This window comes from Ruegeria sp. N4 (genome assembly GCF_056531425.1).
The window spans coordinates 24,056-36,761 of record NZ_JBQFLT010000008.1 but is presented as its reverse complement, the minus strand read 5'-3'; the positions used below and the strand labels follow the sequence as shown (position 1 = coordinate 36,761).

At 59.8% G+C, this 12,706-nt stretch carries 12 protein-coding genes; 8 read left to right on the top strand and 4 right to left on the bottom strand.

Annotated elements, in window-relative coordinates; translation table 11 throughout:
* Positions 1–8: 8 nt before the first annotated feature.
* Complete coding sequence (locus ACR0LW_RS13415; protein WP_480882923.1) at positions 9–1,937, bottom strand: elongation factor G; 1,929 nt, start codon at positions 1,935–1,937, stop codon at positions 9–11.
* 214 nt (positions 1,938–2,151) lie between these two features.
* Entirely contained in the window at positions 2,152–3,507 is a 1,356-nt protein-coding gene (gene hemN / locus ACR0LW_RS13410) for an oxygen-independent coproporphyrinogen III oxidase (protein WP_480882922.1), read from the bottom strand.
* 61 nt (positions 3,508–3,568) lie between these two features.
* Between hemN and fnrL the strand changes: the two genes are divergently transcribed.
* Positions 3,569–4,312: a transcriptional regulator FnrL gene (gene fnrL, locus ACR0LW_RS13405; RefSeq protein WP_170524042.1), complete on the top strand. Its 744-nt coding sequence runs from the start codon at positions 3,569–3,571 to the stop codon at positions 4,310–4,312.
* Positions 4,313–4,360: 48 nt separating this feature from the next.
* Here the strand turns inward: fnrL and ACR0LW_RS13400 are convergent, their stop codons facing one another.
* Both ACR0LW_RS13400 and ACR0LW_RS13395 read right to left on the bottom strand, forming a co-directional pair.
* Entirely contained in the window at positions 4,361–4,768 is a 408-nt protein-coding gene (locus ACR0LW_RS13400) for a hypothetical protein (RefSeq protein WP_480586589.1), read from the bottom strand.
* A 201-nt stretch (positions 4,769–4,969) separates the two neighbouring features.
* Positions 4,970–5,809, bottom strand: coding sequence for a universal stress protein (locus ACR0LW_RS13395; protein WP_170455085.1), 840 nt, complete (start codon positions 5,807–5,809; stop codon positions 4,970–4,972).
* A gap of 196 nt (positions 5,810–6,005) precedes the next feature.
* Here ACR0LW_RS13395 and ccoN point away from each other — a divergent pair, with 196 nt between their 5' ends.
* The 7 genes from ccoN to ACR0LW_RS13360 all read left to right on the top strand — a co-directional run bounded on the left by ccoN (position 6,006) and on the right by ACR0LW_RS13360 (position 12,706).
* Positions 6,006–7,613 (top strand): cytochrome-c oxidase, cbb3-type subunit I, encoded by a 1,608-nt coding sequence (ccoN, locus tag ACR0LW_RS13390; protein ID WP_170455084.1) that lies wholly within the window; start codon positions 6,006–6,008, stop codon positions 7,611–7,613.
* A 14-nt stretch (positions 7,614–7,627) separates the two neighbouring features.
* A complete protein-coding gene (ccoO, locus tag ACR0LW_RS13385; RefSeq protein WP_170455081.1) occupies positions 7,628–8,356 on the top strand; it encodes a cytochrome-c oxidase, cbb3-type subunit II in 729 nt (242 codons plus the stop codon).
* Positions 8,357–8,368: 12 nt separating this feature from the next.
* On the top strand, positions 8,369–8,572 hold the full coding sequence (locus tag ACR0LW_RS13380; RefSeq protein WP_170524051.1) for a cbb3-type cytochrome c oxidase subunit 3: 204 nt from the start codon (positions 8,369–8,371) through the stop codon (positions 8,570–8,572).
* Entirely contained in the window at positions 8,569–9,432 is an 864-nt protein-coding gene (gene ccoP, locus ACR0LW_RS13375) for a cytochrome-c oxidase, cbb3-type subunit III (RefSeq protein WP_170634367.1), read from the top strand. Before ACR0LW_RS13380 ends, ccoP begins: the two co-directional genes overlap by 4 nt.
* A 409-nt stretch (positions 9,433–9,841) precedes the next feature.
* The gene (locus tag ACR0LW_RS13370; RefSeq protein ID WP_480882921.1) at positions 9,842–10,717 is read left to right on the top strand and encodes a LysR family transcriptional regulator; all 876 of its coding nucleotides are present in this window, start codon (positions 9,842–9,844) and stop codon (positions 10,715–10,717) included.
* A 100-nt stretch (positions 10,718–10,817) separates the two neighbouring features.
* Entirely contained in the window at positions 10,818–12,251 is a 1,434-nt protein-coding gene (gene ccoG, locus ACR0LW_RS13365; protein WP_170455073.1) for a cytochrome c oxidase accessory protein CcoG, read from the top strand.
* Positions 12,248–12,706: a FixH family protein gene (locus ACR0LW_RS13360; protein ID WP_480882920.1), complete on the top strand. Its 459-nt coding sequence runs from the start codon at positions 12,248–12,250 to the stop codon at positions 12,704–12,706. The genes ccoG and ACR0LW_RS13360 overlap by 4 nt, the downstream gene beginning before the upstream one ends.

Below are 12,706 nucleotides of genomic sequence, written 5' to 3'. Positions count from 1 at the left end.
CACGTTTCTCAGGCGTTGGCCTTTTCCCGGTCGGCGGGTTTTGGAACCGGCCCGCGCAGCTCCTCATAGTGATCGAAGCTCAGCTTGACCCAACCGGTCCCGCGCGTGGCGCTGGCGAGGGTTCGGTGTAACTCGTCCTGCGCCACGGCCGGAAGCTGCGCATTGAAGATCTCCCAGCCCGACGCGTTTGGATTGCCCTCGAAGCCCAGAACCTGCCCTTGCAGCGTGCTGATCGTCGGCACCAGATCGCCTACGAAATCTGATGGCAGATGGATCTCGGCGGTCAGGATCGGTTGCAGCACCACGGGTTTGGCTTCGGGCAGGGCCTCGCGGACGGCGTTTTTGCCTGCGGTGCGGAAGGCATAGTCCGAACTGTCGACATTGTGGTGCTTTCCGTCGCTGAGTGTGACTTTGACATCCACCACCGGAAAGCCTTCGGGGCCCTGTACCAGCGCGTCCTTGGCCCCGTGTTCGACCGACGGGATATAGTTCTTCGGCACGGCCCCGCCCTTGACGATTTCCTCGAACTGAAAGCCAGAACCGCGCGGCAGCGGCGCGACCGAGATGACCACATCAGCAAACTGCCCGGCCCCGCCGGATTGCTTGCGATGCCGATGCCGGTGTTCGACCGATGTGCGGATGGTTTCACGATAGGCGGTTTCGACCGCGCTGGTTTCGATTTCGATGCCGAAATCCTCTAACAGCTTCGCCGTCACCCGTCGCATATGCTGTGGCCCTTGCGAGCCCAGAACAGAATGACCGCTGAGTTCATCCTGCTCCATCTGAAGCCCCGGATCGATCTCGACCAGCCGGGTCAGAGCGTTGGACAGGCGCACGTCGTCGCGTTCATGCGCGGGCGAGACGACCTGCCGGTGCGCAACAGGGTGCGACGCGGCCCAATCCGGCAACGGTGTTGCCGCACGGCTGTCATAGATAAAACCGGGATTCAGGTGATCGGATTTGACCGCCAGACCGATCTGCCCGGCCTCCAACGCATTGATCTGGGTTTTTGCGTCCAGCGTGGTCAGGTTGCCCACGGTTTCGCCGCCCAACGCCTCATGCGCTTTGACGCCGTCGCCCAGGCCACGCAGCACGGTGATCTTGCCGATATGTTTCTTCACATCGGCAAAGCCTGCGATTGCGCGGGCATTGTCTGCCGCTTCGTCACGCCCGGCGGCGATATCAAACTCAGGCGCCTCGTGCCGCAGGGCTTTCATCAACCGGGTCAGGCCATTGCCATGGCTTGCGGCCCCCAGACAGGCCGGGATCAACTGGTGGTTTTGCAGGACCTGCGCGGCGAGGTCATAGACCTCGGCGCTGGGGGGCTGCTTGTCCTCGATCAGTTGTTCTAACAGGTTGTCATCGAAATCGGACAGGGTTTCCAGCAATTCGGTGCGGGCCTCCTGCTCGCGATCCTCGACCGATTGCGGCAATTCGATCAGGGCCGAGGGTTGGCCTTCCTGATATTTCCACGCGCGTTCAGAAATCAGATCGACCGCGCCGATGATCGTTTCCCCTTCGCGGATCGGAACCTGGCGCAATGCGATGTGGTTGGTGCAATAGGTTTGCAGCGCCGCGATAATGTCGCGGATGCGGCCGTTGGGGTTGTCCATCCGGTTGATGAACAGAAAGCAGGGGATGCCGGCCTCTTCGACCAATCTCAGATACGGCGCACACAGCACAGCGGCGTCTGGATCGGGTGGCACGACGACGACTGCCGCGTCCGAGATTGCCATGGCCGGACCGACATAAGCCAGCGCATCGCCGCCGCCATCAACGTCAACCGCACACCATGGTTCGTCCAAGTAAGAAAAACCGTGCAAATGCACGGTTCCGGATACGTCGAATGTTGTGGGGCGCCCGTCGAGGCGGCTGATGGCCTCGACCAGAGTGGATTTGCCCGATTGACTGGGGCCCAGGACGGTGAAAACGCGCATATGTGCTGTCCCTCTTTCAGGTTGCAGAGTGGCTGCACGAATGAGGATGTCGAACGCAAAAGCGTCGGCACGGGATGTCTGCGAATTTACCTGCCTCGAATTGCGGACCAGTTTAACGGGCCACACCCCAAGTGTGGAGAAAACAGAAGCCTTGCGTCAAGCCCCTGTTCGAAATCTCGCGAGGCGGGCGGAAAAGCCGCCCGCGGTCTTTGGGTCAGATGGCGGAACTATGCCCGGCCTTGCTGAGGTCGTAGGCATCGAAGGTCCGCGCGATCATCCGGGTCAGGGCGCGGGCTTCGGGCGGGATGAACAGCCCGTCCTCGGTGATGCGCAGCAACCCGTCAAAGGCTATATTCGCCGCGCTGTACATGTCGCGCAACTCTTGGGCGGTGACGTCGTAATCGCGCAGAATCTCGGCCGAGTTGATCTTGAAATCGCACATCAGCGCTTCGATCAGCCGGGCGCGCAGTACATCCTGAGCTTTGAACAGATGCCCCCGCGAGGTTGAAAACCGCCCGTCGCGAACCGCCTTGGTATGCGCCGAGGTCGCCGGATTGTTCTGCGCGTAGCCCTGCGGGAAGCGCGAGATCGAACTGGCACCGACCCCAATCAAAACCTCGGCCTGATCGTCGGTATAGCCCTGGAAGTTGCGCTTTAGCTGCCCCGCGTTCAAAGCCCGGGTCAGGCCATCTTCCTGTGTTGCGAAGTGGTCGATCCCGATCTCGGCGTAATTGTCCCACATGAACAGGCGGCGGGCCGTGTCGAACAGGTCCAGCCGTTGTTCGGGCGTCGGCAGCGCGTCTGATGGAATCAGCTGCTGCCGCTTGGCCATCCACGGCACGTGGGCATAGCCATAAAGCGCCACGCGGTCCGGGCTGAGCGACAAAAGCTTCTGCACGCTTTCGGTCATGCGGGCCTTGGTCTGATGGGGCAGACCGTACAGAATATCGGCATTCAGACTGGTGATGCCGCGCGCGCGGATCATGTCGACCGCTTCGCGGGTGGTGTCATAGCTTTGAATGCGCCCGATGGTCTTTTGAATCTCATCATCGAAATCCTGCACACCGATCGAGGCGCGGTTCATGCCTGCCTCGGCCAGGGCATCCAGACGCGCATCGTCAATCTCGTTCGGGTCGATTTCGACCGAGAACTCGGCATCCGGGCCCATCGGCACAATGCCCAGGATATGCTGCGCCAGTTCGCGCATCAGGTCCGGGTTCAGCAAGGTCGGCGTTCCACCGCCCCAATGCAGGCGCGACAGCACGACGCCGTCTGGCAGGCGCGCGGCCAGCAAGTCCAGCTCGGCCTTCAGAACATCCACATAGGCAATGACCGGGTTGTCCGTCTGCGTGCCTTGCGTGCGGCAGGCGCAGAACCAGCACAGCCGGCGACAGAAGGGGACGTGGATATATAGCGAGACGGCGCTTCCGGGTTTTATTGCGGAAATCCAGTCGCCATAAAGGTCAGCCCCCACGTCATTGCTGAAGTGGGGGGCGGTTGGGTAGCTCGTGTAACGCGGCACTTTCGCGTCAAATAGTCCAAGCCTTGCCAATTGTGATTTATCTATCATGACGATAACCTTATGAGGCCAACGACTTGGCTGCTTTGACAGAGATCAAGTGGGAACGCGCATGACAATTAAAGCACAGTTCGATCACGCCAATTGCGAAGACTGCCCGATTCGTCACCGGGCCGTCTGTGCACGCTGTGATACGGATGAGTTGGAAGCCCTTGAAGAGATTAAGTATTACCGCAGTTTCGAGGCGGGTCAGACGATCATTTGGTCAGGCGATCAGATGAACTTTGTCGGTTCGGTCGTGTCGGGAATCGCCTCTTTGACCCAAACGATGGAGGATGGCCGGACCCAGATGGTGGGTCTTTTGCTGCCCAGTGACTTTGTGGGACGACCGGGGCGTGACGCCGCGGCCTATGACGTTCAGGCCACCACGGACGTGGTGATGTGCTGCTTTCGCAAGAAACCGTTCGAGGATTTGATGAACGCGACGCCGCATATCGCGCATCGCCTGTTGCAGATGACATTGGACGAGCTGGACGCCGCGCGCGAGTGGATGCTGGTTCTGGGGCGCAAAACCGCGCGGGAAAAGATCGCCAGTCTTTTGTCGATCATTGCGCGTCGCGATGCCTCGATCACGCAAAAGGGGCTGTCGGGGGCGATTGTCTTTGACCTGCCTCTGACCCGCGAGGCGATGGCCGACTACCTCGGCCTGACGCTTGAGACGGTCAGCCGTCAGATTTCGGCCCTGAAAAAGGACGGGGTGATTGCGCTGGAAGGCAAACGCCACGTGACCATTCCCGACATGGGCCGATTGATGGATGAGGCCGGTGACGATTCGGATGGTGGGTTCCTGGTCTGACCAGATCAGTCACCCGCGTTGGCTAAACCTGATTGGGTTCGCTTTGGCCTAGCTGATCTTGCTGCCCGAGCCTGATGGTGTTCGACCAGCGGTTCCGGGCAGGATCATCTGCATCAGGAAGGTCAACAGGGATGCCGCAGTGGCTCCGACCGCAATCCATCCGAAGTACCACAGCTTACCCGCCAAGGCATCTTCGGCATATGAGGCGGCGAATTGGGTCTGACCGTATTTTGCAACACCAAAAGCGAACGCTGTGAGCACCACGGCAACAGCCAGCCTTGCTACCGGAACCGACACGCGTGCAAGCAGGGTTGCAAGGATCAGCCCGATTAGCGCGCCAAACAGCAGCGTTTTCTGCGACCACCATGGGTGGGCACCCAGAGGCTTGGCGACATCTGCGCCGATAAGAATGGCCAGCATGACCGCAGCGGCAAGGGTTGGGATAAAGGTGCGCATTGTGCCTCCGTCGATTTGAAACCGAGGTAGGGAGTGTCCGCGCACCACGCCAGCATCGTTTCACCGCACTAGCGGGCATGTGAAGATGCGGCAGCCCGGGTGGCAGAAGGTGCCGCGAAACGGTTGCACGTTCATGCGCGCCCGAACTCTCATCCGGTCGTACTTGACGCCGCTTTCAAAGCTCCAGCCCCTCAGCGGGGTTCAGTGGGCCAGAAAAACCGGGACGGCGGATTGTTCCAGCATGTTGCGTGTTGCACCGCCAAGGATCGCTTCGCGAAAGCGGGAATGGCCATATGCCCCCATGACGATCATGTCGGATTCCGTATCCATCGCGTGCCGGTTCAGAATGTCCGAGACGCGGGTCATTGTCTTGCTCAGCACCTCGATCTCGCATTTGACGCCGTGCCGCGCCAGCATCTGGGACAGCATCCCGCCGGGATCGGACCGGTCAGGCCCGTGCCGCGGCGGGTCGATGACCACGATACGGGCCACATCAGCCGCCTTGAGAAAGGGCAGGGCGCGGCGCACGGCGCGCATCGCCTCGATGCTTTCGTTCCACGCGATCATGATGCGTTTGGGCACCGACATCGGACGGGCGGTATTCGGGACGACCAGCACAGGCGCGTGGCCTTCGAACATGGCGGCTTCGATGATCGGTTCGGCCTCGGCGCCGCGATCCTCACCGTAGGGATGCGGCAGCACGACCAGATCCGAAAACCGCGCCCGATGTGCCACATGGCGGCCAATATCCGCGATCTGGGCGACACCGCTTTCGGCTGACCAGCGCGCCCCGGTTTTTCGCAGATACTCCTTAGCGAAGGCCAGCAGCTCATCCGCTTCGGCATTGGCCCGGCTGAGCGTTTCCTGAAGGATCAACGCATTTGCCCCGGCATAGTAATAGCCTGTCTGACTGCGATCGACGCCCAGACACAGGGCCTCGGCATGACCATCCTGCGCTTCGGCCAGGGCCGCCAACTGGGCAAGCGTGGCCTGTGCGCCCTGTGTTTCGGTCATGATTGTGAGAAGAGATTTATACGCCATGTCGACCTCTTGACTTGGGGTCAACGGTCCCCTGCGACCAGATAACCCATTCATAGACGTATGCGTGTCATAGAAAACGGGTGTCTGTCTTGACTCAGATCAAAGCAGCCCAGGCTGCATTTCTTCAATACAGCAAACAGTCAAAAAGGTTCTGCGCGGCACGCAAATTGCGCGGGGCACGGTAAAGGGACGCAATATGTCGAATTACATCAAGCTGATCGTGCTTGGTCTGGTCGTGGTATTTGCCGCGATCGGGTCCAATTATGCACGCGATTTGGCGTATCAGGTGCATGCGATACTGGTGATGGTCATCGCCGGCGGTCTGTTCATCTGGACGCTTCGAAACACGGATGAGCCAGATATTCTCACTGATCGCTCGGGCGAGTACATGGATGACGTGATCCGCTACGGCGTGATCGCAACCGCCTTTTGGGGGGTGGTCGGGTTCCTTGCAGGGACCTTTATTGCGTTCCAGCTGGCCTTTCCGACTCTCAATTTCGAATGGGCGCAGGGATACCTGAACTTCGGGCGGCTGCGTCCGCTGCACACCTCGGCGGTGATTTTTGCCTTTGGCGGCAACGCCTTGATCGCAACCTCGTTCTATGTGGTTCAGCGTACCAGCGCCGCGCGGTTGTGGGGTGGAAATCTCGCGTGGTTCGTGTTCTGGGGCTATCAGCTGTTCATCGTGCTGGCTGCTACCGGATACGTTCTGGGCGGAACCCAGTCCAAGGAATATGCCGAGCCGGAATGGTATGTTGACCTGTGGCTGACCGTCGTCTGGGTCGCCTATCTGGCGGTCTATCTGGGCACGATCATCAAGCGGAAAGAGCCCCATATCTACGTGGCAAACTGGTTCTACCTGGCCTTCATCGTCACCGTCGCCATGCTGCACCTGGTCAACAACATGACCATCCCGGTCAGCATCTGGGGTTCGAAATCGGTCATCGTCTGGTCTGGTGTGCAAGATGCCATGATCCAGTGGTGGTACGGCCACAACGCCGTGGGCTTCTTCCTGACCGCCGGTTTCTTGGGCATGATGTATTACTTCATCCCGAAACAGGCCGAACGTCCGGTGTTCAGCTACAAGCTGTCGATCATCCACTTCTGGGCGCTGATCTTCCTGTATATCTGGGCCGGTCCGCACCACCTGCACTATACCGCGCTGCCGGATTGGGCTTCGACGCTGGGCATGGTGTTCTCGGTGATCCTGTGGATGCCGTCCTGGGGTGGCATGATCAACGGCCTGATGACCCTGTCGGGCGCGTGGGACAAACTGCGCACCGACCCGGTGATCCGGATGATGGTGATCTCGGTCGGCTTCTACGGCATGTCCACCTTTGAAGGTCCGATGATGTCGATCCGCGCTGTGAACAGCCTGTCTCACTACACCGACTGGACCATTGGTCACGTGCATTCGGGTGCGCTGGGCTGGAACGGCATGATCACATTCGGTGCGCTGTACTTCCTGGTGCCTGTCCTGTGGAAGCGCGAGCGTCTCTACTCGCTGCAAATGGTCAGCTGGCACTTCTGGCTCGCCACCATCGGCATCGTGCTCTACGCCGCGTCGATGTGGGTGACCGGTATCATGGAAGGCCTGATGTGGCGCGAAGTGGATGCCAACGGCTTCCTGGTGAACTCGTTCGCCGACACTGTGGCGGCCAAGTTCCCGATGTATGTGGTGCGCGGTCTGGGCGGGGTCATGTTCCTCGCTGGGTCGGTGATCATGTGCTACAACCTGTGGATGACTGTGCGGAAAGCGCCGGCCCGTGAGGCCAGCCTGACCGTCGCGGTCCCGGCTGAATAAGGAGGGCCGGAGCAATGGCAATTCTCGACAAACATAAGATCCTCGAGACCAACGCGACCCTCCTGCTGATCTTCAGCTTTCTGGTCGTGACCATCGGTGGAATCGTACAGATTGCACCTCTGTTCTATCTTGAGAACACCATCGAGAAGGTGGAGGGCATGCGCCCTTACACCCCACTCGAAATGGCGGGTCGCGAGATTTATCTGCGCGAAGGCTGCTATGTCTGCCACAGCCAGATGATCCGCCCGATGCGGGACGAGGTCGAACGTTATGGCCATTACTCGCTGGCGGCTGAATCGATGTATGACCACCCGTTCCAGTGGGGGTCCAAGCGTACCGGGCCTGATCTGGCTCGCGTCGGTGGCCGTTACTCGGACGACTGGCATGTGCGCCACCTGCGCGATGCGCAATCGGTGGTGCCGGAATCGGTGATGCCGAAATATGGCTTCCTGGAACGTCGCAAGATCGACGGTGAATATATCGGCGACATCATGGCGGCAAACGCCGTGGTCGGCACGCCCTACACCGAAGAAATGCTGGAAAACGCCGTGGCCGACTTCCGCGCGCAGGCCGATCCGGACAGCGACTATGACGGGCTGCTGGAGCGTTATGGCGACAAGGTCAATGTGCGCAACTTCGACGGTCAGTCCGATCTGACCGAGGCCGATGCGCTGATTGCCTATCTGCAGATGCTGGGCACGCTGGTCGATTTCTCGACCTTCACCCCGGCAGCCAGCCGATAACAGGAGGGTATGATGGAAGAATATACACTCTTACGGCAATTCGCGGATAGCTGGATGCTGCTGCTGCTGTTCACCTTCTTTCTTGGCATCGTGGTTTGGGTTTTCCGCCCCGGTGCCAGCAAGGAATACAAGGACACCGCCAACATCCCGTTCCGGCACACCGATGCCCCCGCCCAGCAAGACAAACCCGCCACACCCAAGGAGGCGCGGCCATGAGCAAGACACCTGAAAAACAGCCGGGCGATCCGAATACAACCGGTCACAGCTGGGACGGGATCGAGGAATTCGACAACCCGATGCCCCGCTGGTGGTTGTGGACCTTCTACGCCACGATCTTCTGGGGCGTGATCTACACCATCATGTATCCGGCCTGGCCGCTTGTGCAATCGGCAACGGCGGGTGTGACGGGCTGGTCCTCACGCGCTGAGGTGCAAAAGGAACTGGTCGCGTTTGAAGAGGCCAACGCGCCTTTGAACGCTCAATTGGTGGATACGCCGCTCGACGATATCGCGAAGGACGCTGAGCTTCAGCAATATGCCGTCAACGCGGGCAGCGCCGTGTTCCGCACCTGGTGCGCGCAGTGCCATGGCTCGGGTGCGCAGGGCGCGCCGGGCTTCCCGAACCTGCTGGATGACGCATGGCTGTGGGGCGGCACGATGGAGGATATCCATTTCACCGTCAGCTATGGCATCCGGAACGAAGAAAGCGACGATGCGCGCTATTCCGAGATGCCCGCCTTTGGTGAGATCCTCGAGAAGGAAGAGATCACCCAGGTGGTTCAGTACGTCATGTCGCTGACCAACGCGCAGACCGACGATGCGGCTGCACAGGCGGGCAAAGTTGTGTTCGAAGACAACTGTTCGGCCTGTCACGGCGAAAACGGTCAAGGTGACATGTTCCAGGGCGCTCCGAACCTGACGGATGCGATCTGGCTGTACGGCGGCAGCGAAGAGGCGCTGACCGAGACCGTGACCTATAGCCGCTTTGGCGTAATGCCGAACTGGGATACCCGCCTGACCGAGGCGCAGATCCGCGCCGTATCCGCATATGTCCACCAGTTGGGCGGCGGTCAGTAAGCGCAAAAGAATACCTGCGGGCGGTTCGCTGCCCACAGGTCCCGGCACCGGCTGTTCCATCTGTTCGCGCGTTTCCTGAACAGCCGGTGCCTATTTCAGGTCTGAGGGCAGGACTGCCCCGAGGGTAGATGTGTCAGAACTCTGCTTGTGTCTTTCTGAACCGATCTGGGCGCGTGTTTCGACAAGGGATGACCCACCGGCGGCAAGGCGATCAGCTTTGGTTTTGCCTCTGAGTGCGCGGCATGGGTGGTTGCCGGTCGGTGCAGTCTGGTCGCGTTCAATATCGCTTTGGCATAAATCGAGAGCATGGGTTCCCTCCTGTCGCGGTGTTGCGGATAACAACAAGATTGTGTTCTTCGGCAAAAAATGCGAACCAATTAGCGTTCTAAAATGTAAGCAGGGGTTACACGTGAATTGGCTGAAGCTACCCCCGCTGGCCTCGCTAAGGGCCTTTTCTGCCTTTGCAGAGAGGGGCGGCGTCGTTCAGGCTGGCGAGGCATTGAATGTTAGCCATGCTGCCATAAGTCAGCAATTACGCGCGCTTGAGAAACACATGGGCGTCGCGTTGGTTCAGCGTGACGGCAAATCCCTGACCTTGACCGCCGAAGGCGGACAGCTGGCCCGCGCCCTGCATCTGGGTTTTGAATCCATCGGCACCGTTGTGGAAGAGCTTATGAAATCGGGCGAGGCGCGTCCGGTGCACGTATCGCTGACCTCAAGTTTTGCGGCGTCGTGGCTGATGCCGCGTTTGCCGGCGTTTCAGGCCGAATACCCTCAGATCAACCTGGCGATTGACCCATCGCCGCATCTGGTCGCTTTGACGCCCGGCGGGGTCGATGTCGCGATCCGCTACGGGGCGGGCGGATGGTCGGGTGTCGAGTCCGAGATGTTGCTGGAAACACCCTTTGTCGTCGTCGCCGCCCCTGGCCTGTTGGGGGGCAAAACCAGCTGGACGCCCGAAGAGCTGGCCCATTTGCCCTGGCTGGAGGAGTTGGGCACAACCGAGGCATCCACATGGCTTGCCAAGCGTGGTGTGGCTCATCCGCCTTTGGCCGGGCGTATGTCTTTGCCCGGAAACCTGCTGCTGGATGGGCTGCGTGCCGGTCAGGGTGTCACCGCAACGGTGCGACATTTCGTCGAAAACGACATCCGCGCCGGGCGTCTGATCGAGCTGTATGCCGAGCCGGACCCCAGCGGATACCATGTTTTAACTGCAAAAACGCCGCTTAGGCCGGCTGTGAAGACATTTGTGACCTGGTTGAAGCGGCAATCTGGTAGCATGTGATAAAAGATGTTTGTTCGATGCGCGTTTTGACCCATGTCAAAGTTTGCGCGGACATGATCTGGAAGAAGACGCTAGCAGAAGACCCATTTGGAGCCAGCCAGTGAGCGATTCCGATCCCGCCCCCAGCTTGTATGCCGCGCGCGAGCCGATTTTCCCAAGACGCGTATCCGGCCCGTTTCGGAACCTGAAATGGATCATCCTGATTGTCACGCTGGGTATCTACTATGTGACCCCGTGGATCAGATGGGATCGCGGGCCCAGCCTGCCGGATCAGGCGGTGCTGCTGGATCTGGCCAACCGGCGGTTTTATTTCTTCTGGATCGAGATCTGGCCGCATGAGTTTTACTTTGTGGCCGGGCTTTTGATCATGGCCGGTCTTGGGTTGTTCCTGTTCACCTCGGCCCTTGGTCGCGTCTGGTGCGGTTATGCCTGCCCGCAAACGGTCTGGACCGACTTGTTCATTCTGGTCGAGCGCTGGATCGAAGGCGATCGAAACGCGCGATTGCGCCTGCACCGGCAAGAGAAGATGGACTTTCGCAAGGCGCGGTTGCGGCTGACGAAGTGGACGGCCTGGTTCCTGATCGGCCTCGCAACCGGCGGGGCCTGGGTGTTCTACTTCGCCGACGCGCCCACATTGCTGCGCGATCTGGTCACCGGCAATGCGCACCCCGTGGCCTACACGACCGTTTTGATCCTGACTGGTACGACCTTCCTGTTTGGCGGTTTTGCCCGTGAACAAATCTGTATCTATGCCTGCCCCTGGCCGCGCATTCAGGCCGCGATGATGGACGAAGACACTCTGGTTGTCGGCTACCGCGAATGGCGGGGTGAGCCGCGCGGTAAAGGCAAACGCACTGCCGATTCCGAGTTGGGCGATTGCATCGACTGCATGGCCTGCGTGAATGTCTGCCCCGTGGGGATCGACATTCGGGATGGCCAGCAGTTGGAATGCATCACCTGTGCGCTGTGCATAGACGCCTGCGATGACATGATGGCCAAGATCGGCAAACCGCGTGGGTTGATCGACTATATGGCGCTGAGCGATGAGGCCAACGAACGCTCGGGTAAGCCGCCCAAGAATGTGTGGAAGCACATCCTGCGGTTCCGGACGATCATGTATACGGCGCTGTGGTCACTGGTTGGGTTCGCGCTGCTGTTCGCGCTGTTCATCCGGTCCGATATTGATCTGACGGTGGCACCTGTTCGCAACCCGACCTTCGTGACCTTGTCCGACGGCACCATTCGCAACACCTATGATGTGCGTCTGCGTAACAAACACGGCGAAGACCGCCTGTTCAGCCTGTCGCTTGCCGGTGATCCGTCGATGCGGTTGGAGATTGAGGGCACAAACCTGCATACTGTGAATGTCACGGCCGACACAGCACAGTTGGTGCGCGTGTACATCACCGCCTCTCGCGATGCTGGCCCAGCGGGGGCGGAAACGACGCCGGTTCGGATTTGGGTCGAAGACATCACCAGCGGCGAGCGCGCCTACAAAGACACCACGTTCAATGGCCGAGGGAACGGATCATGACAGAACGCAAATTCACCGGGAAGCACGCTTTGGCGATTTTCGTCGGCGCCTTTGGGGTGATTATCGCCGTAAACCTGCTGCTGGCCTATAACGCGGTGAAAACATTTCCGGGGCTCGAGGTTAAGAACTCTTACGTCGCCAGCCAGGAATTCAATGAGCGGTTGAAGGAACAACAGGCGCTGGGCTGGGAGGTCCGGGCCGAGACCAAGGGTGGCCTGCTGATCCTGCACATTACCGATGCCACGGGTGCCCCGGTTCAGGTGGCCGAATTGCAGGCGGTCGTGGGTCGCGCGACCCATGTAAAGGATGATTTCTCGCCGGATTTTACTTTTGACGGTATCGCCTATGCGACGCCTGCGACGCTGGGCAAGGGGAACTGGAATATCCGCCTTGTGGCACGCGATCATGCAGGGGCCGAGTTCACGCAGCGCGTACCGCTGTATGTGAAAGGCTAA

Bases quoted from the DNA above. Each gene is read 5' to 3' on its own strand.
- ACR0LW_RS13415 (WP_480882923.1), bottom strand. From the start codon at position 1,937: ATGCGCGTTTTCACCGTCCTGGGCCCCAGTCAATCGGGCAAATCCACT.
- hemN (WP_480882922.1), bottom strand. From the start codon at position 3,507: ATGATAGATAAATCACAATTGGCAAGGCTTGGACTATTTGACGCGAAA.
- fnrL (WP_170524042.1), top strand. From the start codon at position 3,569: ATGACAATTAAAGCACAGTTCGATCACGCCAATTGCGAAGACTGCCCG.
- ACR0LW_RS13400 (WP_480586589.1), bottom strand. From the start codon at position 4,768: ATGCGCACCTTTATCCCAACCCTTGCCGCTGCGGTCATGCTGGCCATT.
- ACR0LW_RS13395 (WP_170455085.1), bottom strand. From the start codon at position 5,809: ATGGCGTATAAATCTCTTCTCACAATCATGACCGAAACACAGGGCGCA.
- ccoN (WP_170455084.1), top strand. From the start codon at position 6,006: ATGTCGAATTACATCAAGCTGATCGTGCTTGGTCTGGTCGTGGTATTT.
- ccoO (WP_170455081.1), top strand. From the start codon at position 7,628: ATGGCAATTCTCGACAAACATAAGATCCTCGAGACCAACGCGACCCTC.
- ACR0LW_RS13380 (WP_170524051.1), top strand. From the start codon at position 8,369: ATGGAAGAATATACACTCTTACGGCAATTCGCGGATAGCTGGATGCTG.
- ccoP (WP_170634367.1), top strand. From the start codon at position 8,569: ATGAGCAAGACACCTGAAAAACAGCCGGGCGATCCGAATACAACCGGT.
- ACR0LW_RS13360 (WP_480882920.1), top strand. From the start codon at position 12,248: ATGACAGAACGCAAATTCACCGGGAAGCACGCTTTGGCGATTTTCGTC.